Below are 23,750 nucleotides of genomic sequence, written 5' to 3' on the forward strand. Positions count from 1 at the left end.
CCGCCCCTGGCAGACTCGGGGCATGCTCGAGACCTCCGCCCGGCTGCTGCGCCTGCTCTCCCTGCTGCAGTCCCACCGCGAATGGACCGGTGCCGACCTCGCGGACCGCCTCGGTGTCACCCCCCGTACGGTCCGCCGGGACGTGGACCGGCTGCGCGAGCTGGGCTACCCCGTCAACGCCAGCCCCGGCACGGGCGGCGGCTACCGGCTCGGCGCGGGCGCCGAACTGCCCCCGCTGCTCCTCGACGACGACGAGGCCGTCGCGGTCGCCGTCGGCCTGCGCACCGCCGCCGGCAACGGCGTCGAGGGCATCGGCGAGGCGTCCGTACGCGCCCTCGCAAAACTGGAGCAGGTGCTTCCGGGACGGCTGCGCCACCGGGTCTCCGCCCTCAACTCCTTCACCGTGCCCATGCTGCGCGGCCGGCAGCGCTCGACCGTCGACCCGTCCGTGCTCACCGAACTCGCCGGCGTCTGCCGCGACGCCGAGCGGCTGCGCTTCGAGTACCGCGACCACGAGGGCAACACCACCCGCCGCACCGTGGAGCCGCACCGGCTCGTGTGCACCGAGCACCGCTGGTACCTGGTCGCCTGGGACGTGGACCGGGAGGGCTGGCGGACGTTCCGCGCCGACCGGATCGAGCCCAGGCCCCCGCACGGGCCCCGGTTCGTCCCCCGCCCCCCGCCCGCCGACGACCTCGCCGCCTACGTCTCCGAGGGGGTCTCCCGGCACGCGTACGCCGCACGGGCCGTGATCCGCCTCCACGCGCCCGCCGACGTGGCCGCGCAGACCGTCGGGCCCTCCGACGGGGTGCTGGAGCCCGTCGACGAGCACACCTGCCTGCTGCGCACCGGCGCGGCCAGCCTCGACGTGCTGGTCATCCACGTGCTGCTGATGAACATCGAGTTCGAGGTGGTGGAGCCGCCCGAGCTGGCCGCGCGGATCACGGCTGCGCGGGATCTGCTGACGCGGGCAGTTCGCCGGTCTGCGGATCCCGGCGCCTGAACTGCGCCGCCGCGAACTGCGGATGGTGGAGGTCGAACGCCGGGGACTCGGAGCGGACCGGCGGCAGGCGGACGAAGTTGTGCCGCGGCGGCGGGCAGGAGGTCGCCCACTCCAGCGAGCGGCCGTACCCCCAGGGGTCGTCCACCTCCAGGCGCTGCCCGTACGCGTGCGTCTGCCAGACGTTGTACAGGAACGGCAGCGTCGACAGGCCCAGCAGGAACGCCCCGATGGTGGAGACGGTGTTGAGCACGGTGAACCCGTCCGTGGCGAGGTAGTCGGCGTACCGCCGCGGCATGCCCTCGGCGCCCAGCCAGTGCTGCACCAGGAAGGTCGTGTGGAAGCCGGTGAACAGGGTCCAGAAGTGGATCTTGCCGAGCCGCTCGTCGAGCAGCTTCCCGGTGAACTTGGGCCACCAGAAGTAGAAGCCGGCGAAGGTCGCGAAGACCACCGTCCCGAACACCGTGTAGTGGAAGTGCGCCACCACGAAGTACGAGTCGGTGACGGGGAAGTCCATGGGCGGCGAGGCCAGGATCACGCCGGTGAGCCCGCCGAACAGGAAGCTCACCAGGAAGCCGACCGACCACAGCATCGGGGTCTCGAAGGACAGCGAGCCCCTGAGCATGGTGCCGGTCCAGTTGAAGAACTTCACCCCGGTCGGGACCGCGATCAGGAAGGACAGCAGGGAGAAGAAGGGCAGCAGCACCGCGCCGGTCGCGAACATGTGGTGCGCCCAGACGACCATCGACAGCCCGGTGATCGCCATGGTGGCGCCGACGAGGGTGACGTAGCCGAAGAGGGGCTTGCGCGAGAAGACGGGAAGGATCTCCGTGACGATCCCGAAGAACGGCAGGGCGATGATGTAGACCTCGGGATGGCCGAAGAACCAGAACAGGTGCTGCCACAGCAGGGCACCGCCGTTCTCGGGCTGGAACACCACCGATCCGAAGCGCCGGTCCGCCTCCAGGACCAGCAGGGCGGCCGCCAGCACGGGGAACGCGAACAGCACCAGGACCGAGGTGAAGAGCACGTTCCAGGTGAACACCGGAAGCCGGAACATGGTCATTCCCGGGGCGCGCATTCCGATGATCGTCGTCACGAAGTTCACGGCGCCGAGGATGGTGCCGAAGCCCGCGAGCGCGAGCCCCATGATCCACATATCGGCGCCGATTCCCGGTGACCGCTCGAGGCTGTTGAGCGGGGCGTACGCGGTCCAGCCGAAGTTCGGCGGGCCGGTCGGAGTGAGCAGCGACCCGATCACGATCAGCCCGCCGAACAGGAACAGCCAGTACGACAGCATGTTCAGCCGCGGGAATGCGACATCGGGGGAGCCGATCTGCAAGGGCATGATCTCGTTGGCGAAGCCCGCGAAGGTGGGCGTGGCGAACAGCAGCAGCATGATCGTGCCGTGCAGGGTGAATGCCTGGTTGAACTCGTTGTTCGACAGGAGCTGGATGCCGGGGCGGGCCAGTTCGGCCCGCATCGCCAGCGCCATCACACCGCCGATCAGGAAGAACACGAACGACGTCACCAGATACAGGTGGCCGATCTTCTTGTGGTCGGTGGTGGTCAGCCAGTCGACCACGAGCCGCCCGCGCCGGCGGGCCCGTGCCGGCCCTGCCGGGGCCGCGGTGGTCTCCGTCCCCATCGCTGGTCCCCTCGCTGTCCGTCGTCCTGCGGATCGGGTTCAAAGGTCAAGCGCCTCAGGCTCGACCCCCGATGCTCGCAGCAGCGTGCGGCGGACCGGGCGCGGACGCGCCCGTGACGGGACATCGGACGTGGCAACCGGGGGATCTGTGAAGGAAACGTGACGGGAACCCCCGGTCCGTCACCCCGTCAGTTCCCGCGGCGGCTGCGGGGCGCGCAATTGGGGACCCGCGGTCCGGATGCCCCCGGGAGGAATTCCCGGAGAGTTCCGCGGAACTCCGCCGTGATTCGGAAAAGGGAAAGCGGAGGCGCCCCGAACTGCCGGTCCGGGCGAAAGGCGCCGCTTCTCGGGCCGGTCGCGACCCGTCGCCCCCTGTAGACGTTCTGTGACACAAGCGTGACCCGGGACGGACCAAAGCGCGCTGGGCCGCCGGCATACGAACATCCCGTACGACCGCTGCCGGGCGGGGTCGTGTTCCCGGCCCGGCAGCATTCGTACGGGATGCGCGCGGGGTGAAGTGTGCGTACCGTCCCCGCGGAGTGCGGCTCAGCCGCCGGTGACCGGGCGGGCCGGGGCGCTGCGTGCGCCGCGCTCGGCGTGCACCGGCCGGCGGCTGCCGCCGACCGGGGTCACCGGCGTCCGCTCGGAGCGGATCAGGTGCGGCCGGGGCGCGAGGTGGGCGGGGTGCGGGCCCGGCCGCGCCGTCGCGGCGGTACGGCCCGCCCCGGCGGGCTGGAGCGCGGGTTCCTCGTCGGCGGCGGCCGGGACGCGCGGTACGAACACCTTGGTGCGGGCCGCGAACGGGCCGACCGGCACCGGCTGGGGCAGCCGGCTGCGCGCCCGGCGGGTGCGCAGCATCGCGCGCAGCTCGAAGACGACGGCCTCGGTGCGGGCGATGAGGGGCTCGAACCAGGGCAGGGCCAGCAGGATCAGCAGACCGGCGGCCCAGCCCAGCAGGACGTCGCTCACCCAGTGCGTGCCCAGGTAGACGGTGGTGGCGCCGACGCTGAGCGCGACGACCGCCGAGAGCACCGACAGATTGCGCCGCGTACGCACGGTCGAGGCCAGGTAGGCGAGGATGCCCCAGGTCACGACGGCGTTGGCGGTGTGGCCCGAAGGAAATATATCGCCGCCCGCGAAGAGCTCGGCCGAGCCGATCTGGGTGGCGTAGTGCGGACCGCCGCGGCCGAGGCCGAGCTTCACGGCGCCGACGGTGACGTTGAGCAGCAGTAGTGAGACGCCGAGCGTGATCAGCGGGCGCAGGGTGTGCTGGCGCCAGGAGCGCCAGCCGAGCCAGGCGGCGACCATGACCGCGGTGGGCCCGCGCTGGCCGAGCACGACGAGGTAGTCGAGGAAGGCGTGGAGCTCCGGCCACTGCTCGTAGGGCCGCCAGAACATCACCTGCCAGTCCAGCCGGACCAGCCAGGAGGTGGTGAGCACCGCCACGACGATCGCGAGATAGAACACGAGCGTCGAGGCGAAGAGCACGACACGGTGCCGGCTCATCTGCGGCACTTGCAGATGAGCCGGTCGTTCGGGTTCACGGTCGAGGCGGGCGAAGACCCGCTCCAGACGGGTGAAGATTCGGTCGGTACGCACTCAATCGACGTTACCGCGCGGGCGTGCGGCGCCCGGCCGAATCGCTGGGTTTGTGATGACCATGTGATGTGGAGTAGGTCTCATTCCCGCGGTTATTCCCGGGCATTGCGGAGAATCCGAGAATGGCTGCGACCGGCCCGATCCGCTCTCCAGGAATTCACCAGGAGCCGTACCCCGGCTTTATCCGATCCCTCGAATCCGCAAGGGCGTGGAGGATTATCCCGGGCGGAATTCACCGCTCCGCTCCCCGTGACCGTGTCGTGACCGATCGTTACCCACTGTCACGTACCGTCACCCTCGCGGCGCCACCGCGGCGCCGGCGACGCGCCGCCGCAGCGCCCCCGGAGGGCGCGCGGTCCGGCTACGGCGGCCCCGAGCCGTTCAGCCAGAAGGCGCCGTACGCGGCCGACGCGACCGCCAGTGCGCCGAGCAGCAGGGCCGCCCGCCCGGTCCGCCACCGGGCCAGCGCCACCGCGGGCGGCAGCAGCAGCGGGAAGGCGGGCAGCAGCAGCCGCGGCTTCGACCCGAAGTACCCCGAGGCGCACAGCGCCAGCGCCACCACGATCCCGCAGTACACCAGGAGCGCCACGGGCTGCCGCTGCCGGAGGCACAGCCGGTACAGCCACAGCACCAGCACCACTCCCGCGATCAGCCCGGCCCCCGCGAGGATCCCCGCCGGCCCGCCCGAGGCGATCTTGCCCCCGATGAACCGGGCGAAGGCCCACCCGCCGTCGAAGCCGTTGCCCCAGCCCGCCTGCACCTGCAGGTAGCCGAGCACTCCGTCGCCGGTGTGCGCCCCCACCCACAGCACGTACCCGGCCGCGCCCAGCGGCGCGAGCACCAGGCCCGCGGCCGTCCGCCACGACCCGGCGCCCCGGCGCCACGCGAGCAGCCCCGCCAGCCAGACCGCCGCGACCACCGCCGCGCCCACCGGCCGGGTCAGCCCCGCCGCCGCGGCCAGCGCCCCGGCCCACAGCCAGCGCCCGGTCAGCACGCAGTACAGCGACCAGGCCGCCAGCGCCGTGAACAGGGACTCGCTGTACGCCATCGACTGCACGATCCCGACCGGCAGCGCGGCCCAGAGCACCGCGGCCAGCACCCCGGCCCGGCGGCCGTACAGATGGTCGGCGACGGCGAAGATCCCCCAGGCCGCCGCCAGCGAGGCCGCCCAGGACACCGCCAGACCGGCGTCGGCGTACGACAGCCCGGTCGGGGCCGAGACCGCCCGTTCGAGCCACGGCAGCAGCGGGAAGAAGGCGAGGTTCGAGTGCACGTCGCCGTTGGGCAGCACCACCTCGTAGCCGTAACCCCGTCCCGCGACGCGGACGTACCAGAGGGAGTCCCAGCGGGCCGACAGCAGCGTGTGCGGGCTGCTGCCCGCGGCGGCACTCCACACTCCGAGCACGGCGAGCCCCAGCAGGCGGACCGCCGCGAACCCGGCGAGTGCGGGCGCGGCCCGGCGAACGGCATGATCTTTCACGGGCATGATTATCGGTGGTGGCGGCCGGGCACCACGGGCCGTGATCATGCGTGCACGCGGGGGGACGCGAGTGGCGTACGCCACACCCCGGCGGCCGCCGGGGTGAGAGCTTGACCACGTGATTCACAGGCGAACTCGCGTACGCTGACGATTCCTCGCGTGCCGATGCCGGACCCCGTAGGACGCCGAAGGACGCCGTAGACCCCAGCGTCGCGGCAGAACGTCAACGCTGGTCCGCCGAGTGCGAGGGATCACCCGGGAGGTACATGCATGTCAGGGACGAACACGGCCGGCGAACGCCGGACCCCTTCCCCCTGGCAGCGGCTGGCCACGGCCGCGGGCGGCGCCAACCGCTGGGTCGTCCTCGTCGTCCTGTGCGTGAGCCTGCTGCTGGTCGCCCTCGACGCGACCATCCTCCACGTCGCCGTCCCCTCGGTCACCGAGGACCTGCGCCCCGGCTCCATCGAGCTGCTGTGGATCGTCGACGCGTACCCGCTCGTCTGCGCCTCGCTGCTGATCCTCTTCGGCACGCTCGGCGACCGCGTCGGGCGCCGCCGGATCCTGCTGCTCGGCTACGTGCTCTTCGGCGCGGCCTCCGCGGTCGCCGCCGTCGCCGACAACGCCCAGGTGCTGATCGCCGCCCGGGTGCTCCTGGGCATCGGCGGGGCGATGATCATGCCCGCCACCCTGTCGATCATCCGGCAGGTCTTCCCGGACCGCCGCGAGCGCGCCGTCGCCATCGGCATCTGGACCGCCGTCGCCGCCGTCGGCGCGGCCACCGGACCCGTGCTCGGCGGCTTCCTCGTCGAGAACTTCTGGTGGGGCTCGGTCTTCCTCATCAACATCCCGCTGATGGCGCTGCTGCTGCCGGCCGCCCGCTGGCTGCTGCCCGAATCCCGCGGCGAGAACGACGGCCCCTGGGACGTCCTCGGCGCGCTGATGGCCGCCACCGGCGTGCTCGGCGTGGTCCTCGGGGTCAAGCGGGCGGGCGCCGACCAGAGCTTCCTCGGCTTCATGGCCCTCGCGCCGCTCGTCCTCGGCGCGGTGCTGCTGGTCCTGTTCGTCCGGCGGCAGAAGCGGCGTACGCACCCGCTGATCGACATGCGGATGTTCTCCCGCGTCGCCTTCACCACCTCCGTCGGCTGCATCGTCCTCGCCATGCTGGCCCTGGTCGGCCTGGAGCTCATTGCCGTCCAGTACCTCCAGCTGGTGCTGGGACTCGGCCCGCTGGAGACCGGCCTGCGCCTGCTGCCGCTCACCTTCGCGGCGATGGCCGCCGGCGTCTGCGGCTCCTCCACGCTGCACCGGGTCGGCCCGCGCCTGATGGTCTCGCTGGGCTTCACCCTCACCGCGCTCGCCGTGCTGCTGCTGACCCTGATGGGACAGCACGACCGGCCCGTCCTGCTCACCGCGGGCTTCGTCCTGCTCGGCTACGGCCTGCAGACCACCCTCTTCGGCGCGTACGAATCCATGCTCAGCGAGGCCCCGCCCCAGCAGGCCGGCGGCGCCGCCGCCATCGGCGAGACCTCGTACCAGCTCGGCGCGGGCATGGGCATCGCCCTGCTCGGCAGCGTGATGAACGCCGCCTACGCCCCCGGGCTGCGGCAGGTCCCGGGCGTCTCCGCCGCGGACAGCGCCGGGGCCGCGAACTCCCTCGGCGAGGCGATGCAGATCGCCGCGGGCCTCGGCGGCACCGCGGGTGAATCCCTCTACGCCGCGGCGCGTCACGCCTTCGTGCAGGGTCTGCACGTGACCCTGCTGGTCAGCGCCGGGCTGCTGCTGCTCGGCGCCCTCGCGGCGCTGCGGCTGCCGCGCACCATGGACTGCGGCCGGGAGCAGGCGGGCGTGCCCGCCGGGCCGGTGACGCTGCCCGCACAGGCCGCGGCAGCGGACGCCGCCCCGCCGGTTCCGCGGGTCAGGGTGCCGGCTCCCGCCCGGCACGGGCCGGCCGAGCCGGCCCGGTCTGGACGCACGGCACCCTGAGCCGTAACGTCAGCTCAGAAGCGTAGAAACTTACAGTGCTAGTTTTCGCGTGCCGCCGGGAGGCCCCGCCGTGACTTCTCCGTCCTCACCGACCCGCCAGGCCTTCGTGCCCGCCGACCCGCTCGGTCTCGACGACCTGCTCAGCCCCGAGGACCTCGCCGTCCGCGACACCGTGCGCAACTGGGCCGCCGACCGCGTGCTCCCGTACATCGCCGACTGGTACGAGACGGGCGAGCTGCCCGGCATCCGCGAACTCGCCCGCGAGCTCGGTTCGATCGGCGCCCTCGGCATGTCCCTGGAGGGCTACGGCTGCGCGGGTGCGAGTGCCGTCCAGTACGGGCTGGCCTGCCTGGAGCTGGAGGCCGCCGACTCCGGCATCCGCTCGCTGGTCTCCGTCCAGGGCTCGCTGGCCATGTACGCGATCCACCGCTACGGCTCCGAGGAGCAGAAGCAGCGCTGGCTGCCCGGCATGGCCGCCGGCGAGCTCATCGGCTGCTTCGGACTGACCGAGCCCGACGTCGGCTCCGACCCCGCGGCCATGCGGACGTACGCCAAGAAGGACGGCGCCGACTGGGTGCTGACGGGCCGCAAGATGTGGATCACCAACGGCTCGGTCGCGGCCGTGGCCGTGGTGTGGGCGCAGACCGACGAGGGCATCCGCGGTTTCGCCGTCCCCACGGACGCGCCCGGGTTCTCGGCCCCCGAGATCAAGCACAAGTGGTCGCTGCGCGCCTCGGTCACGAGCGAACTCGTCATGGACGAGGTACGGCTGCCCGCCGACGCCGTGCTCCCGGGAGTCACCGGGCTCAAGGGCCCGCTCGGCTGTCTCGGCCACGCGCGGTACGGGATCGTGTGGGGCTCGATGGGCGCGGCACGCGCCAGCTTCGAGGCCGCGCTCGACTACGCGAAGACGCGCGAGCAGTTCGGCAGGCCCATCGGAGGCTTCCAGCTCACGCAGGCCAAGCTCGCGGACATGGCCCTCGAACTCCACAAGGGCATCCTGCTCGCCCACCACCTGGGCCGCCGCATGGACGCGGGGAAGCTGCGCCCCGAGCAGATCAGCTTCGGCAAGCTCAACAACGTCCGCGAGGCCATCGAGATCTGCCGGACCTCGCGCACGATCCTCGGCGCGAACGGCATCTCGCTGGAGTACCCCGTGATGCGGCACGCCACCAACCTCGAATCGGTCCTCACCTACGAGGGGACCGTCGAAATGCACCAGCTGGTGCTGGGCAAGGCGCTCACCGGGCTCGACGCCTTCCGGTGAGCACCCCGCTCAGCTCTGGTTGAAGAAGCCGTCCGCCCCGCGGTGGCCGTTCTCGCTGACGATCTGGGTGTCGGCCGGGGTCAGCAGGAAGACCCTGGTCGCCACCCGCTCGATCGAGCCGCGCAGGCCGAAGGTCAGACCGGCGGCGAAGTCGACGACGCGCTTGGCGTCGGTCGGGTCCATGGAGGAGAGGTTCACGATGACCGGGACGCCGTCCCGGAAGAGCTCGCCGATGCCGCGGGCGTCACGGAAGCCGTCCGGGGTGACGGTGGCGATCCGCCGGCCCTGCTCGACGGCGGAGTCGGAGGCCACGCGCACCCGCGGGTCGGTGACCCACGCGTCCGTCTGCGAGCTCCGGGGTGCCTCTGCGTACTCGTCGTCGTAGTACCGCTCGTCGTCGCTGTCCTCGACGAGACCCAGCCAGGCACTGGCCTTGCGCACCGAACCCATGGACGCCTCCTTTCACCGCGGTCTGTTCTTGGTTCCGCACTCCCTATGGTCGTCCATGATGCTGACAGCGCGCCAAGTGGATAGCCGCCGCGCAGGGGTTTCGTGACGGTTCTGGTGCAGAACTTCCGGTGCACCGTCGAGGTTCCGCACGCCTACGGCTGCTGACTGAGTGAAAATACGATCCATCGCTCCGTCCGGGTGAAGCGGTCGGCGTACGGGTGAACGGGCCCGACCGGTACGATGCCCCGCACGCGCGCGCACGACACACGGGGGAGCGCAATGTTCGGAATTGTCAGGCCATGCACGCACCGCCTCGGGGAGCGGTACAAAAACGCATGGATGGCCCATCTCTGCGGGCTCTGCCTGGCACTTCGCGGCGACCACGGGCAGCTCGCCAGGATCGTCACCAACTACGACGGCCTGCTGGTCTCCGTTCTGACGGAGGCTCAGGCCGGCCCGGACCCGCGCACCCGGCGCACCGCCGGCCCCTGCCCGCTGCGCGGCATGCGCACCGCCTCCGTCGCCCAGGGCGAGGGCGCCCGGCTCGCCGCCGCCGTCTCCCTCGTCCTCGCCTCGGCCAAGCTGCGCGACCACGTCGCCGACCGCGACGGGCTGTTGGCGCGGGCGCCGCTGGCCCGCGCGGCACGCCGGGTCGCGGTCTCCTGGGACCGCGCGGGGGCCCGTACCGGCGCCTCGCTCGGCTTCGACACGGCCCTGCTCGTCGACGCGGTGGACCGGCAGACGGACCTGGAGTCGCTGGCCGGACCCGGCACCCCGCTGCTCGCCGTCACCGAGCCGACCGAGACCGCCACGGCCGCCGCGTTCGCGCATACCGCCCAACTCGCCGGACGTCCAGGCAACGCTCCCGCACTCGCCGAGGCGGGTCGCCTGTTCGGCCGGCTCGCGCACCTCCTCGACGCCGTCGAGGACCGCGAGGCCGACGCCGCGGCCGGCGCCTGGAACCCCCTCACCGCCACCGGGACCTCCCTGGCGGAGGCCCGCCGCCTCGCCGACGACGCCCTGCACGGGATACGGCTCGCCCTCAAGGACGCGGAGTTCGCGGACGGCGGGCTGGCGCACGTGCTGCTCGCGCACGAGCTGCGCAACTCCGTGGACCGGGCGTTCGGCACGACGGGCTGCGGGCACACCGCGACCGCCTCCGCGGGGCAGGGCTACGGCGGGCCCCCGCAGAATCCGTACGGCGGCGGCAATCCCTACGGCGGCAATCCCTACGGCGGCGCTCCCCAGGGCGGGAATCCGTACGGCGGCGATCCGTACGGCGGCGGGAATCCCTACGGCGGCGGCGGTCCGGGGCTGCCGCCCTCGGGGCCGGGCGGCCCCGGCGGCTCGTCGGGCGGCTCTTCCGGCGGGTCGGCCGGACGCCCGCCGCGCCGCGGGTTCTGGGAGGGCTGCGCGGTGGCGGTCCCGCTCTTCTGCACCTGCAAGGTGTGCTGTGCCAAGGAGTACGAGGGGCCCTGGTCCCGGAAGCGGCGCGAGGGCTGCTGCCGGGACTGCGACTGCGACGGCTGCGACTGCTGCTGCCCCTGCGACGGCTGCTGAGCCGGCCTCGGATCCGGCCGGCACAGGTCCGTACGGCGTACTCCGGGATGCCCGGCCGCAACCGTATGGAAATGTGACCGGCATGACGGACGATCTTTCCGGCGCTTACACCGCCTGGCGGCAGTGGCACGAGCACCGGCTCGACACGGCCTCGGGGCCCTACGGCCCGCTCTCCCTGACGGGCACCCACTGGCTCGCCGACTACCCGGAAGGTCGAATTCCGGCCGTTCCGGGGCTCTGGCGCGAGAAGGACGGCGCGGTGCTGCTGACCGCCGCCGCCGAGGACGGCATAACCCTCGACGGCGTTCCGTTCGCCGGGGAGGGCTCGTTCGGGCCGGAGGAGCACGCGCCCGCCGACGCCCGGCTCGCGGCCGGCGACCGGCACCTGGTCGTCCTGCGCCGCGAAGGGGACTGGGCGGTCCGCGTCTTCGACCCGCACGCGCCCGCCCGGCAGGCCTTCCGCGGGATCGAGGCCACCCCGCACAGCAAGGACTGGGTGCTGGCCGGAAGCTTCCGCCCGTACGGCGAGCACCGCACGGTCCGGGTCGAGAACGCCGACGGGCGGGCCCGCGGCCTCGGGCTCGGCGGCGAGCTGACGTTCACCCACCAGGGCGCCGTGCACACCCTCCAGGTGGCCGTCGACGAGGACACCGGAGCGCTGTGGGCCGTCTTCGGCGACGCCACCGGCGGCGCCTCCAGCTACCGGTTCCGCTTCCTCAAGCCCGCGGCCCCGGCCGCGGACGGGAGCGTGAGCGTCGATTTCAACCGGGCGCTGCTGCCGCCCTGCGCCTTCGCGGACCATTTCATCTGCCCGTTCCCCCCGCCCGGCAACACCCTGTCGTTCGCGGTGGAGGCCGGGGAACGGCGGCTGAAAGGCGCCCTTGCGGGCGAAAACTGACGCCAGGAAACTCCGCTGCAGCGCATCCCCACCACGGGCCCCCGATCCCCCCAGGGAGGACGAGAAGTGAGGTTCAAGCGCATCACCCCCACCCGGCTCACGGCACTCGCCGCCGGACTCGCCGCCGTCGCCGCGCTCACCGCTCCCACCGCGAGCGCCTCGGGCAGCGACAACTCCGGCGGCTACAGCTCCGAGCGGCTGGCCGCCGTCGGAGCCTCGGTCCTGCGGGCCGACGTCGCCGGAACCGCGTGGCACACCGACCCGGCCACCGGCACGCTGGTCGTCGCCGCCGACTCCTCGGTCAGCCGCGCCGACCTGGCCAGAATCCGGCAGGCGGCCGGCGCCGACGCCGGTGCCCTGCGCATCGAACGCATCCCCGGGAAGCTGACCAGGCTGCTCGCCGGCGGCGACGCGATCTACGCGTCCAGCTGGCGCTGTTCCCTCGGCTTCAACGTGCGCAGCGGCAGTACGTACTACCTGCTGACGGCAGGCCACTGCACGGACGGCGCCGGGACCTGGTACACGAACTCCGCCCGCACCACCGCCATCGGGCCGACCGTCGGCTCCAGCTTCCCCGTCAACGACTACGGCCTGGTCCGGTACGACAACGCCGCCCTGACCCACCCGGGCACCGTCGGGAGCCAGGACATCACCAGCGCCGCGGACGCGACCGTGAACATGTCGGTGACCCGGCGCGGGTCCACCACCGGCACCCACAGCGGCCGGGTCACGGGACTCAACGCCACCGTCAACTACGGCGGCGGGGACATCGTCTACGGCATGATCCGCACCAACGTGTGCGCCGAGCCCGGCGACAGCGGCGGCGCGCTGTACTCCGGCACCCGCGCCGTGGGCCTGACCTCCGGGGGCAGCGGCAACTGCACCTGGGGCGGGACGACGTTCTTCCAGCCGGTGACCGAGGCGCTCGCGGCGTACGGGGTGAGCGTCTACTGACCGGCGGATCCGCTCCCCGCGCATCCGGCGCACACGGCACCTTCCGATCCCACACCCCCCTTTTGCGCCCCTGGACGTTCTCCCGCCTTCTGGGAGGATGTCCGGGGGCGTGCGGCGCGTGGGGCTGAGGGGGGCTTCCTGTATGAAACGCATCGGGGTGACCGGGCACCGGACGATTCCGGAGGAGCTCCTCACCCATGTCAGCGAGGCCCTGCGGGCCCTGCTGTGCGGCCGTGAAGGACCGCTGGAGGCCCTGTCGAGCCTGGCGGACGGCGCGGACCAGCTCTTCGCGGCCATCGCCCTGGAGTGCGGCGCCGACCTGACGGTGGTGATCCCCAGCGCGGACTACGAGGACGCCTTCGGCGACCCGGAGTGCCTCGCCCGCTACCGGCGGCTCAAGGTCCGGGCCGCCCAGGAGGTCCGGATGGACTTCGCCCATTCGACCGACGAGGCCTACTACGCCGCCGGCACCTTCATCGCCGACAGCTGCGACCGGCTGGTCGCCGTGTGGGACGGCCTCCCGGCACGCGGGCTCGGCGGCACGGGCGACATCGTCGCCTACGCCCGGAGCCTGGGGAAGCCGGTCACCGTGGTCTGGCGCGACGGCGTCCTGCGCGACTGAGGGGTGCCCGGCGGTCGCGCGGCCGGCCGGCGGGCGCCCGGGGGTGATCCGACGTCAACTGCTGTGCCGGGCCAGCCAGTCGGTGTGCTGCGGGGAGACGTACCGCTCGGTCTCGTAGACGGCGGAGGGCCACTGGTCCTCGGTGATCGTCGTCTGCATGACCACCATCATGGCCGCCAGGTCCTGTTCGATCAGGGTGTGGGCCTCGATGAGCGGGTGGTGGCGCCGCATCTCGTTCCACGCGATGCCCGCCGCGGCCGCCGCGCTGAGCAGCCCGGCGAGGCCCGCCCCGGGGCCCGAACCGAAGGCGCGCAGCAGCGCGAAGAGCAGGGCGACGGTCGTGAGCAGCACGATCGTCCAGGACCACAGTGCCGTCGCCCGCCGGGACACCTCGGTGCGGCGCCGGTACCAGTTGCGCTGCTCGATGAGCCGGTCGCGGACGTAGGTCTCGCGGCGCACGCCGTACACCCGGCCGCGCAACTGCCGCATGGCACCGGTGACTTCACCGCCGCGGGGGATCCCGCCGGGCTCGCCGCTCTCGCGCGGGTCGCTCCAGCCCATCTTCCGAAGCTCGCCGAGTCCGGCCTCCAGCCGGGTGCGGTACAGGCCTTCGGGGTCGGCCTGTTCCGTCCCGAAGGGCGCCCCGTGCACGGCGTACCGCCAGGCCAGGGACTTGATGAACTCGGCCGCGGAGCGGTTGAGCTGCCACTGCGGACGGGCCCGCCGCCGGGTCGCGCGCACGCCCACGGCGAGCACGCCCGCGTACGCCAACGTGCTGAGCGCGCCGAAGAGTCGGAGCGGGCCGACCGGGACGGCGGGCAGGGCCGCGAAGGCCGCGGCGAGGACGAGCAGCATCAGCTGGGTGCGCGTGGCCCGTGTGGATTCCCGCTGGCGGGAGATGGCGGCCGAGTCCGCGTGGTGGAATAGGGCCGGAAGGTCCTCGTTCCGAAACGTCATGCTGTTCAGCGATCCGGGAAAGTCCGTCACAGCCGCCCCCTCGTCTGCTGTTCGGGCCCTGCTTCTCTCCTCGTGCTCACTCTTTCGATAGAACGCTTGACCTGGCCTCATGTCTCGGTTGCCAATAGTGGCCAGAAGAGTAAAGTCCACACCGACACTAGCGCGTCGCTGTTGTCATTTCCATGCCCATTCCCTAAGGACGGCCGTGAACACCACTGCAACCCCATCGACCACCGCCGAGAAGAACCGCCGTGTTCCGCTCGCAAAGATCGACGTCCGCAGCGCCACTGCCGCGGCCGTGCTCAGTCGGGTGCTTCCGTCCGAATCCGGCCACCGGCTCCAGTCGGCGATCTTCAACTCCGCACTCTAGACCCGAAGTAGGCGCTCTAGACTGGTGGAATGACCGGCCTGATCGCATTTCGCGAGATCGTCCTCAAGGTTCACAGCAGATGCGATCTTGCTTGTGATCACTGCTATGTCTACGAACACGCAGATCAAAGCTGGCGCGCCCGTCCGAAAACGATCTCCGAAGAGGTAGTCGCGCAAACTGCCCGACGGCTCGCCGAACATGCGCGGAATCATGCGCTCCCCTCCGCCACCGTGATCCTTCATGGGGGGGAGCCGCTCCTTGCGGGACCCGCCCGACTGCGCCTGGTCTGCGAGGAGTTCACCCGGGCCCTCGCCGGCACCGCCGCCCTGGACCTCCGTATCCACACCAACGGCCTCCAGCTCAGCGGCCGTTACCTCGACCTGTTCGCCGAATACGGCGTCAAGGTCGGCGTCTCCCTCGACGGGGACCGCACCGCGAACGACCGGCACCGCCGCTTCTCCGACGGCCGCACCAGCCACCCCCTGGTCCTGCGGGCACTCGGACTGCTCCGGCAGGAGCAGTACCGCCATCTGTACCAAGGCCTGCTCTGCACGGTGGACGCCGAGAACGACCCCGTCGCCGTCTTCGACGCGCTCGCCGCCCTCGAACCGCCCCGCATCGACTTCCTGCTCCCGCACGCGACCTGGGAGACCCCGCCGCCCCGGCCCGGCGGAGCGCCCGACGCGTACGCCCGCTGGCTGCTGAGGATCTACGACCACTGGGAGCGCCGCGGACGGCCCGTACCGGTACGGATCTTCGACTCCCTGCACAGCACGCTGCGCGGCGGCCCCAGCCTCACCGAGGCCCTCGGCCTGGCCCCCACCGACCTCATCGTCGTCGAGACCGACGGCACCCTCGAACAGGTCGACTCCCTCAAGAGCGCCTACGAGGGCGCGGCGGCCACCGGGTTCGACGTGTTCAGCCACTCCTTCGACCAGGTGGCGGGCCACCCCGGGGTCCGGGCGCGGCAGCTGGGACTGGCCGGGGTCAGCGCCCAGTGCCGGGCCTGCCCCGTCGTACGCTCGTGCGGAGGCGGCCTCTACACCCACCGCTACCGGCCCGGCACCGGCTTCGACAACCCCTCCGTCTACTGCGCCGACCTGCGGGAACTGGTCGAGGGCGTGGCCGGTCGCACGGCCGTGTCGGGCACCGCCGCGGAGCTCGCCGCGCCCGCCGAACTGGCCGCCGCCCAGCAGCAGCTGACCCGGGTCCTGCTGGCCCGGCTGCACGAGGACCTGGGCCGGTCCGCCGGCCCCGACTGGCAGCGCTCCTGGGAGCTGCTCACCGAGATCGAGGCGTCCGGGCACGCCGCCACCGCCCTGGACCCCGTACTCGACCACCCGTACACCCGCACCTGGCTGCTCGACGCCCTCGCCGCGCTGCGCAGCGGACGGCAGGCCGGTGCCGCGGCGGGCCGCCGGCTGGCCGCCCTCGCCGCGGCGGCCGTGGTCCGCGGCCGGCTGGGCCTGGCCGCCCCCGTGCCCTACCGGGACGGGCAGGTCTACCTGCCCACCCTCGGGCTGCTCAGCGCCGGCGGGCCGGGCGGGGGCGGACCGGCCGAGCTGCGCGCCACCGACGAGGGGTTCGCGGTCCGGGAGGGCGGGGCCGAGCACCACTTCCGGGCCGCCGGGGGAGACCTGCGCTGGCAGCCCGTACGGGTGTGGGCCGGGGCGGGCCCCGAGGCTCCCGGCGCCGTCCTGGACGACCTCGACCCGCACCGCAACTGCTTCGCCCGGCCGCCGCGGCTGCGGCTCGGTGCGGGGGAGGCGGCGGAATGGCAGCGCAGGCTCGCCGCGGCCTGGGCGCTGCTGCACCGGAGGGTGCCCGACCTCGCCCGGCAGGCCGCCGCGGGGCTGACCACCCTGACCCCGCTGGCCGGGGGGCCGCGGACGAGCGGACGCGGCGAGGCCGGCCGGCACGGGCCCGGAGCGCTGGGTGTGCCCTGGTCGGGCGGGGTGCCCGAGACGGCGCTCGCGCTGCTCACCGGGCGGCGGCAGGCCCGGCTGCGGGCGCTGACCGAGGTGACGGACCTGTACGCGCTCGACGGGGAATGGCTGCACGAGTCCCCCTGGCGCGAGCGGCCGGTCCCGGTGTCCCGGCTGCTGGCGGACGTCCACGAGAAGGTGGCCGTCGAGGCCTACCGGCGGGCGGCGCAGGGGCAGCCGGGACTTGCCGGCGGCACCGGCGCCGACGGAATTCTGCGGGTGCTCGACCGGCTCGCCGACGCGGCCGAACTGACCACGAGCGGAAAGAGCCTGGTCGAAGACCTGCGGTGGGAACTCAAGGCGGCGGGAGTGTGAACGGGCGGCGTCGGCATTCACCGGTGAAATTGCAATGTCCCATGTGCAGCGGTCTTGCCGGGATGACTGAAAATAGCCGTTGATTGACTGAAGGTTGAGGGGATGTGGCGTAGGAGCTCCGGAATGATGTTTCCTCGCTCCATCCGATGTGAGTAGTTGTCACGGGACGGGGGTCGTGTGCCTTCATCAGCGCAACCGTACTTCTTTCTCAGTTATGCGCATACGCCGAGGTACGGAGCCGGCGGGCCCGACCCCGACATGTGGGTCGAACGGCTCTTCCGCGATCTCTGCGGCCATGTGATGGCCCTGACGGATCTGCCGGCAGGCGCCCCCGCGGGATTCATGGACCGGGAGATACGCTCCGGCGAGGGCTGGTCCGAACGGCTGGGCTCGGCACTCGCCTCCTGCCTGGTCTTCGTACCGCTGTTCTCGCCCCGGTATTTCGCCAGCGAGATGTGCGGAAAGGAGTGGTATGCCTTTGCCCAGCGCGCCATCCACCGGGGAGCGCTGAGCAATCAGCCCACCGAGGCCATCGTCCCCGCCCTGTGGGTCCCCGTGCCGCCCGACCAGCTGCCCGGACCCGCCGAGCGCCTCCAGTTCAACCACAGCACCCTCGGCGACCGCTACGTCACCGACGGGCTCTACGGCCTCATCAAACTCCGCTCCTACGCCGAGCAGTACGAGCGCGCCGTCTACGAGCTCGCCAAACGCATCGTCCGCGTCGCCGAATCCGTCCGCCTCGAATCCGGCCGGCCCGTCGACTACCGGCTCGTGCACAGCGCGTTCGGCGGCGGCGCGGGCGCCCGCACCCCCGGTCTCGCCGCCCGCACCCTCCAGATCACCGTCGCCGCCGCCACCCGCCACGACCTCCCGCAGGACCGGAGCGACGAGTACTACGGCGACTCCGCCCTCGACTGGAACCCGTACCACCCCGACGCCCGCAGGCCCGTCGCCCACGTCGCGGAAGACCTCGTCAAGAGCCTGAACTACCGGACCACCATGGCCTCCTTCGACGACGAGGCCGGCCACTTCGACAGCAAACAGCCCCCCACCCGCCCGGAGATCCTGCTCGTCGACCGCTGGTCGGTGCTCGACGAACAGCGCAGGCAGCGCCTCGCCGCCTTCGACCAGGACCCCCGCCCGTGGGTGAGCGTCGTCGTCCCGTGGAACCGCCTCGACCACCAGAGCCGCGCGAAGGAGACCGAGTTGGCCCATCGGCTGGAGGACACGATGCCGGTCAAGATGAGTCAGGGGCGGGCCGCCTGCCGGGCAGCCGCCAACGGCGTCAACAACATGGAGACCCTGGGCCAGATACTCCCGCAGGTCGTCGAGGCCGCGGCGCAGCAGTTCCTCAGACACGCGAACGTCTACCCGCCGGGCGGCGGCTCCGGCGGGGACACCCCGCGCCCCCGGCTCGTCGGCCCGATGGGCATGACCGGCGGCCCGCCGCCCCCGCCGCCCGCGCCCTTCCCGCCCGCGAGCCCGCGCTTCGATCCGCCGCACCACGAGCACGCGCTGCCCGAGTACGACGAATTCGGCCCCGATGCGGAGGACACGGATGACCACCAGTCGTGACGGACGCATCGTCACCTTCTACTCGTACAAGGGCGGTACGGGACGGACGATGGCCCTGGCCAACACCGCCTGGATCCTCGCCGCCAACGGCAAGCGCGTCCTCGCCGTCGACTGGGACCTGGAAGCCCCCGGCCTGCACCGGTTCTTCCACCCCTTCCTCGACCCCTCCACCCTCGGTGCCACCACCGGCGTCATCGACCTGATCACCGAGTACGCCTGGGCCGCCACCAGCCCCGTGCACCGCGACGACCGCAACTGGCACCGCGACTACGCCCGCATCCAGCAGCACGCCGTCTCCCTCACCCCGGAGAACCTCGGCTGGGAGTTCCCGGCGGGCGGCACCCTCGACTTCGTCTCCGCGGGCCGCCAGAACCGCGAGTACTCCGCCACCGTGTCCACCTTCGACTGGGACAACTTCTACGACCGGCTCGGCGGCGGCCTCTTCTTCGACGCCCTGCGCGCGGACATGAAGGCGAACTACGACTACGTCCTGATCGACAGCCGCACCGGGCTCAGCGACATCGCCGACATCTGCACCTTCCACCTGCCCGACGTGCTCGTCGACTGCTTCACCCTCTCCGACCAGTCCATCGACGGCGCCGCCGCCGTCGCCCGCCAGGTCTACGAGCGCTACGGCGACCGCGACATCAAGATCTACCCCGTACCCATGCGCATCGACGAGGGCGAGAAGGAGAAGGCCGACGCCGGACGGGCCCTGGCCCGGGTCAAGTTCGACCGCTTCCCCAGCGGACTCGCCGGGGACGAGGCCACCGCCTACTGGGGCGCCGTCGAGATCCCGTACCGGCCCTACTACGCCTACGAGGAGACCCTCGCCACCTTCGGGGACGAGGCCGGCCTCACCAACTCCCTCCTCTCCGCGTTCGAACGGCTCACATCCGTCGTCTCCGGCGGAACCGTCCACGCCATGCCCGCCATCGGCGAAGAGGTCCGGCTGCGCATCCGCGACGCCTTCACCCGCCGCCGCCCCGCCCTCCCCGCCGACCTGTTCCTGTCGTACGTCGCCGAGAACCGCATGTGGGCCGACTGGATCGAGTCGGTGCTCATCCGCGCCGGCTTCCGCGTCGTCCCCAAGGACGTCTCCGCCGAACCCGCCCCCGGCGACACCCTCGGCGCCGGCATCAGCCTCGACAACCCCGCCCGCACCGTGGTCCTGCTCTCCAGCGCCTACCTCAAGTCGGCGCGGGCCGTGGACGTGTGGGAGCGGGCCGCCGCCGAGGACCCCACCGGGGGCCGGCGCAACCTCGTCCCGCTGCGCGTGGGCGACGTACGGCTCAGCACCCCGTACATCGACCGCAACCCCGTCGACCTCTTCCGGCTCGACGAGACCCACGCCACCGCCGCCCTGCTGCGCGCCATGGAACGGCCCGTCCAGCTCGGCGAGGCCGTCTCGCCCGGACCCCGCTTCCCCGGGACCGTCCCCAAGATCTGGAACGCCCCGCCGCGCAACCCCGGCTTCACCGGCCGCAGCATCGTGCTGGAGCGGATGCGCGACCAGCTCGGCGGCGGGATCTCCGTCGTGCTGCCGCAGCCGCAGACCCTCTTCGGGCTCGGCGGCGTCGGCAAGACCCAGGTGGCGCTGGAGTACGTCCACCGCTTCATGGCCGACTACGACCTGGTGTGGTGGATCTCCTCCGAGCAGACCGACGACGTGGTCGCCGGGCTCGCCGAGCTGGCCGTACGGCTCGGCGCGCAGACCGGCGAGGACATGGCGGCCGCCTCCCAGGAGGCCATCGACCTGCTGCGGCGCGGCGTGCCCACGTCCCGCTGGCTGCTCGTCTTCGACAACGCCGACGACCCCGAGACCCTCAAGCGGTTCTTCCCGCCGGGCGGCCCCGGGCACGTCCTGGTGACCTCCCGCAACCAGAGCTGGTCGCAGTACGGCGACGCGCTGCCCGTCGACGTCTTCCTGCGCGAGGAGTCCGTCGAGCACCTCCAGCGGCGCGCACCCGGCCTCAGCCCGGAGGACGCCGACCAGGTCGCGACCGCCGTCGGCGACCTGCCGCTGGCCGTGGAGCAGGCCGGCGCGTGGATCGCGGAGACCGCCACGCCCGTGGGCTCGTACCTGGAACAGCTCGCACAGCAGGCGGCCAACGTCCTCGCCCTCAACCAGCCCGCCGGCTACCCGCAGCCCGTCGCGGCCACCTGGAACGTGTCGATAGAGCGGCTCCAGAGCCGCTCGCCCGCCGCGGTCCGGCTGCTCCAGCTCTGCGCCTTCTTCGCGCCCGAGCCGATCTCCGCGAACCTCCTCTACAGCAAGGAGATGATCGACGCACTGAAGCCGTACGACTCCTCGCTCCAGGAGAAGCTGGTGCTCGGGCGGGTCATCCGCGAGATCGGCCGGTTCGCCCTCGCCAAGGTCGACCAGGTCAGCAACAGCATCCAGGTGCACCGCCTGGTCCAGGCCGTCATCCGGGCCCAGCTGAGCGAGGAGGAGCAGCGCGAGGCCCGGCACGCCGTCCACCGGATCCTGGCGGGAGCCCGCCCCGACGACGACGAGCCGATAGACAACCCGGAGACCTGGCCGCGGTTCAACACCATCTGGCCGCACCTGTCCCCCTCCGAGGCGCGCTTCTGCAAGGAGCCGGAGACCCGGCGGCTGCTCATCGACCGGGTCCGCTACCTGTGGAAGCGGGGCGACTTCAAGGCCGCGTACCAGCTCGGCACCGATCTGCGCGAGGCCTGGAAGGAAACCCTCGGCGACACCGACCTGCAGTACCTCTACCTGCGCTTCCACCTCTCCAACATCCTGCGCTCCCAGGGGCGTTACGTGGAGGCGAAGGAACTGGACGAGGTCACGCTGGAGCGCCAGAGCCTCGCCCTGGGCCCGTCCCACCCGCACACGTACATGACCACCAGCGGCCTCGCCATGAACCTCGGCGCGCTCGGCCAGTACGGCAAGGCGATGGAGCTGGCGACCGAGGCCCACGAGGGCTTCAGCCAGATCTTCCACGAGGCGCACCCGCGCACCCTGGCCGCCGCGAACAACCTCGCGCTCAACCTGCGCATGGTCGGCCAGTACTCCCGGGCCCGCGAAATCGACCAGGAGGTCTTCGACCGGCGCACCGAGGTGCTCGGGCCGGACCACCCGTACACCCTCTCCTCGGCCCAGAACCTCGCCCGCGACCTGCGCGAGGTGGGCCGCTACGAGGACTCGGTGCAACTGCTGAGCCGGGCGTACGACGTGTACAAGCGGACCCTGGGACGCTCCTTCCCCGGCACCCTGTCGGCGGCGAAGAACCTCGCCGTGTCGCTGCGCCGGGCCGGGCAGCTGGAGGACGCGCTGCGGCTGACCACGGCCACCCGCAACCGCTACCGCGCCAAGTACACCTCGGTCAACCCGGACCTGCTGGCCTGCGACCTGAACCTGGCCGCGGACCTGTTCGCCACGGGCGACCCGGTACGGGCGCGGGACACGGCCCAGGAGGTGGTGGACGAGTACATGAAGGTGCCGGGGGAGCGGCACCCGTACACCCTGGCCGCCATCAACAACCTCGCCGTCTTCCACTGGGGCTCGGGCGCCCCGGAGACCGCGGAGCCGCTGCTCCGGGGTGCGATCCGGGCGATGCGCGAGGTGCTCGGCGACAATCACCCGCACACGATCTTCGCCACCCTCAACCTGGCCAACGCCCATGCGGACCTGGGCGATCCGCAGGGGGCTCTGGACATGGAGCGGCTCGCGATCGGGCGGCTGCGCGAGACCCTCGGGGCGCACCACCCCGAGACCCTGGCCGGTGCCTCGAACATGGCGATCAGCCTGGACCGGGTGGGGCGCGGGGACGAGTCGGCGCGGCTGCGGGCGGAGACCGTCGCGGAGCTCCAGCGGCTGCTCGGCGAGGACCACAGCCTGACCCGGTACGCGCGAGAGGAGCGGCGGGTGCACCGGGACCTGGAGCCGCTCGCGGTCTGACCGGGGGCGGTGCGCGGCAGGTGTGCGGAAGGGGGCGGCCTGGCCGGGCCGCCCCCTTCCGGGCGTCTCACGCGGATTCCGCGCGTCTCACGCGGACTGCTGCTGCGGGGTGCCGAGGTCCCGCAGCAGCCAGGTGAGGATGTCCGGCAGGGCGCGGAAGGCGGCGAAGTGCGCGGCGGCCGGCTCGATGGTGGCGGTGGCGCCGGGGATCCGCTTGGCGAGCCAGCGGGAGTGGCCGACGGGGGAGAACACGTCCTGCTCGCCGTGCCAGAGCAGGACCGGGCAGGTGATGTCGGCGGGGTCGAACCCCCAGGGGCTGCACAGCGCGTGGAGGTCGTCGAGCCAGCCGTACGCGGAATTGCGCAGGCCTTCGCGGTAGTTGCGCTCCAGCATGCGGCGCAGTCCGGCGTCGGAGACGATCATCCGGTCGTTGTCGGTCAGTTCGCGGCGCAGTTCCTCCAGGAGCCGCCCGGGGTCCCTGGCGATGGCGTCCGAGCGCGGGATCAGCCGGGCGGCGAGCTCCTCCGGGTCCACGGACGCCGTCGTGTACTCGCGGACGTTCGAGGCGGTCATCCCGTCGAACCAGTCGAGGCCGTCGGCGTCCCAGGGGGCGAGGCCGACGAGGGCCGCGGTCCGGGTGACGCGCTCCGGCAGCAGCGCCGCGCAGGCCAGCGCGTGCGGGGCGCCGCCCGAGCGGCCGGCCACGGCGAACGTGTCCAGTCCGAGGGCGTCGGCGATCGCGGCCACGTCCTGGGCCACGTCGGCGACGGTACGGCCCTGGAGGCGGTCGGAGCCTCCGTAACCGGGCCGGTCGTAGGCGATCAGCTGCATCCGGCGCTGGTAGAGGACCATCCCGCGGGGGGCGGGGCCCAGTCTGCTGCCGGGCATGCCGTGGAGCAGGAACACCGGCTTGCCGCGCGGGTCGCCGAGCCGCTCCACCATCAGATGCCGCCCGTCCGCGGCGCGCACCCGATTGCGCACGCGTTCCCTCCTTCGCGTTCGACGAGAGCCGTCACGGAGATTGTGCGTGCTGGGGGAGGAGCGCGGTAGGGCGCATTCCGCGCGAAATTCTTGTGAATGCCTTCACGAGTGTGCAGGGGTCTTTGATGTCTTCCCGTTCTTGCAGGTCAGAAAGAGGTTTATGGATCAGTGAACGCCT

At 72.3% G+C, this 23,750-nt stretch carries 17 protein-coding genes; 11 read left to right on the top strand and 6 right to left on the bottom strand.

All coding sequences use genetic code 11. From position 1 onward, the window contains the following. Window positions 1–22 precede the first annotated feature (22 nt). Window positions 23–1,003, top strand: coding sequence for a helix-turn-helix transcriptional regulator (locus ACZ7H1_RS14755; protein WP_470786731.1), 981 nt, complete (start codon window positions 23–25; stop codon window positions 1,001–1,003). Here the strand turns inward: ACZ7H1_RS14755 and ctaD are convergent. From ctaD to ACZ7H1_RS14770, 3 genes are all read right to left on the bottom strand, one after another. Continuing rightward, a complete protein-coding gene (gene ctaD, locus ACZ7H1_RS14760) occupies window positions 942–2,648 on the bottom strand; it encodes an aa3-type cytochrome oxidase subunit I (protein WP_470786733.1) in 1,707 nt (568 codons plus the stop codon). The genes ACZ7H1_RS14755 and ctaD overlap by 62 nt on opposite strands. 546 nt (window positions 2,649–3,194) lie before the next feature. Next, window positions 3,195–4,247 (bottom strand): phosphatase PAP2 family protein, encoded by a 1,053-nt coding sequence (locus tag ACZ7H1_RS14765; protein ID WP_470786735.1) that lies wholly within the window; start codon window positions 4,245–4,247, stop codon window positions 3,195–3,197. 361 nt (window positions 4,248–4,608) lie between these two features. Next, window positions 4,609–5,733, bottom strand: coding sequence for a hypothetical protein (locus ACZ7H1_RS14770; protein WP_470786737.1), 1,125 nt, complete (start codon window positions 5,731–5,733; stop codon window positions 4,609–4,611). A gap of 264 nt (window positions 5,734–5,997) precedes the next feature. On the opposite strand from ACZ7H1_RS14770, the gene ACZ7H1_RS14775 reads away from it, so the two are divergent. Both ACZ7H1_RS14775 and ACZ7H1_RS14780 read left to right on the top strand, forming a co-directional pair. Next, window positions 5,998–7,710: an MFS transporter gene (locus ACZ7H1_RS14775; protein ID WP_470786738.1), complete on the top strand. Its 1,713-nt coding sequence runs from the start codon at window positions 5,998–6,000 to the stop codon at window positions 7,708–7,710. Window positions 7,711–7,780: 70 nt separating this feature from the next. Further along, window positions 7,781–8,977: an acyl-CoA dehydrogenase family protein gene (locus tag ACZ7H1_RS14780; protein ID WP_470786740.1), complete on the top strand. Its 1,197-nt coding sequence runs from the start codon at window positions 7,781–7,783 to the stop codon at window positions 8,975–8,977. A gap of 9 nt (window positions 8,978–8,986) precedes the next feature. Here the strand turns inward: ACZ7H1_RS14780 and ACZ7H1_RS14785 are convergent, their stop codons facing one another. Next, the gene (locus ACZ7H1_RS14785; RefSeq protein ID WP_470786741.1) at window positions 8,987–9,427 is read right to left on the bottom strand and encodes a cell division protein SepF; all 441 of its coding nucleotides are present in this window, start codon (window positions 9,425–9,427) and stop codon (window positions 8,987–8,989) included. 279 nt (window positions 9,428–9,706) lie between these two features. Here ACZ7H1_RS14785 and ACZ7H1_RS14790 point away from each other — a divergent pair, with 279 nt between their 5' ends. The 4 genes from ACZ7H1_RS14790 to ACZ7H1_RS14805 all read left to right on the top strand — a co-directional run bounded on the left by ACZ7H1_RS14790 (window position 9,707) and on the right by ACZ7H1_RS14805 (window position 13,461). Next, window positions 9,707–10,987, top strand: a complete 1,281-nt coding sequence (locus tag ACZ7H1_RS14790) for a DUF5685 family protein (protein ID WP_470786743.1) — start codon at window positions 9,707–9,709, stop codon at window positions 10,985–10,987. Between the two features lie 82 nt (window positions 10,988–11,069). Further along, window positions 11,070–11,885, top strand: coding sequence for a DUF1684 domain-containing protein (locus ACZ7H1_RS14795; protein ID WP_470786745.1), 816 nt, complete (start codon window positions 11,070–11,072; stop codon window positions 11,883–11,885). 66 nt (window positions 11,886–11,951) lie between these two features. Continuing rightward, window positions 11,952–12,839 (top strand): S1 family peptidase, encoded by an 888-nt coding sequence (locus ACZ7H1_RS14800; RefSeq protein WP_470786746.1) that lies wholly within the window; start codon window positions 11,952–11,954, stop codon window positions 12,837–12,839. A 142-nt stretch (window positions 12,840–12,981) separates the two neighbouring features. Further along, window positions 12,982–13,461 (top strand): hypothetical protein, encoded by a 480-nt coding sequence (locus tag ACZ7H1_RS14805; RefSeq protein WP_470786748.1) that lies wholly within the window; start codon window positions 12,982–12,984, stop codon window positions 13,459–13,461. A gap of 54 nt (window positions 13,462–13,515) precedes the next feature. On the opposite strand, the gene ACZ7H1_RS14810 is transcribed toward ACZ7H1_RS14805, so the two are convergent. Next, window positions 13,516–14,418: a DUF4231 domain-containing protein gene (locus tag ACZ7H1_RS14810; RefSeq protein ID WP_470786749.1), complete on the bottom strand. Its 903-nt coding sequence runs from the start codon at window positions 14,416–14,418 to the stop codon at window positions 13,516–13,518. Between the two features lie 205 nt (window positions 14,419–14,623). On the opposite strand from ACZ7H1_RS14810, the gene fxsA reads away from it, so the two are divergent. From fxsA to fxsT, 4 genes are all read left to right on the top strand, one after another. Beyond that, window positions 14,624–14,788: an FxSxx-COOH cyclophane-containing RiPP peptide gene (fxsA, locus tag ACZ7H1_RS14815; protein ID WP_470786751.1), complete on the top strand. Its 165-nt coding sequence runs from the start codon at window positions 14,624–14,626 to the stop codon at window positions 14,786–14,788. Between the two features lie 29 nt (window positions 14,789–14,817). Next, complete coding sequence (gene fxsBH / locus ACZ7H1_RS14820) at window positions 14,818–17,088, top strand: radical SAM/SPASM protein FxsBH, inactivated beta-hydroxylase extension form (protein ID WP_470786753.1); 2,271 nt, start codon at window positions 14,818–14,820, stop codon at window positions 17,086–17,088. A 156-nt stretch (window positions 17,089–17,244) separates the two neighbouring features. Then, window positions 17,245–18,663, top strand: a complete 1,419-nt coding sequence (locus ACZ7H1_RS14825) for a TIR-like protein FxsC (protein WP_470786755.1) — start codon at window positions 17,245–17,247, stop codon at window positions 18,661–18,663. Beyond that, window positions 18,647–22,591, top strand: a complete 3,945-nt coding sequence (fxsT, locus tag ACZ7H1_RS14830) for an FxSxx-COOH system tetratricopeptide repeat protein (protein WP_470786757.1) — start codon at window positions 18,647–18,649, stop codon at window positions 22,589–22,591. The genes ACZ7H1_RS14825 and fxsT overlap by 17 nt, the downstream gene beginning before the upstream one ends. A gap of 87 nt (window positions 22,592–22,678) precedes the next feature. Here fxsT and ACZ7H1_RS14835 read toward each other — a convergent pair whose 3' ends face one another. Next, complete coding sequence (locus tag ACZ7H1_RS14835) at window positions 22,679–23,572, bottom strand: alpha/beta fold hydrolase (protein ID WP_470786759.1); 894 nt, start codon at window positions 23,570–23,572, stop codon at window positions 22,679–22,681. Window positions 23,573–23,750: the final 178 nt, after the last annotated feature.

The organism is Streptomyces sp. NPDC037401 (assembly GCF_055602345.1).

Bases quoted from the DNA above. Each gene is read 5' to 3' on its own strand.
- ACZ7H1_RS14755 (WP_470786731.1), top strand. From the start codon at position 23: ATGCTCGAGACCTCCGCCCGGCTGCTGCGCCTGCTCTCCCTGCTGCAG.
- ctaD (WP_470786733.1), bottom strand. From the start codon at position 2,648: ATGGGGACGGAGACCACCGCGGCCCCGGCAGGGCCGGCACGGGCCCGC.
- ACZ7H1_RS14770 (WP_470786737.1), bottom strand. From the start codon at position 5,733: ATGCCCGTGAAAGATCATGCCGTTCGCCGGGCCGCGCCCGCACTCGCC.
- ACZ7H1_RS14775 (WP_470786738.1), top strand. From the start codon at position 5,998: ATGTCAGGGACGAACACGGCCGGCGAACGCCGGACCCCTTCCCCCTGG.
- ACZ7H1_RS14785 (WP_470786741.1), bottom strand. From the start codon at position 9,427: ATGGGTTCGGTGCGCAAGGCCAGTGCCTGGCTGGGTCTCGTCGAGGAC.
- ACZ7H1_RS14790 (WP_470786743.1), top strand. From the start codon at position 9,707: ATGTTCGGAATTGTCAGGCCATGCACGCACCGCCTCGGGGAGCGGTAC.
- ACZ7H1_RS14795 (WP_470786745.1), top strand. From the start codon at position 11,070: ATGACGGACGATCTTTCCGGCGCTTACACCGCCTGGCGGCAGTGGCAC.
- ACZ7H1_RS14805 (WP_470786748.1), top strand. From the start codon at position 12,982: ATGAAACGCATCGGGGTGACCGGGCACCGGACGATTCCGGAGGAGCTC.
- ACZ7H1_RS14810 (WP_470786749.1), bottom strand. From the start codon at position 14,418: ATGACGTTTCGGAACGAGGACCTTCCGGCCCTATTCCACCACGCGGAC.
- fxsBH (WP_470786753.1), top strand. From the start codon at position 14,818: ATGACCGGCCTGATCGCATTTCGCGAGATCGTCCTCAAGGTTCACAGC.
- fxsT (WP_470786757.1), top strand. From the start codon at position 18,647: ATGACCACCAGTCGTGACGGACGCATCGTCACCTTCTACTCGTACAAG.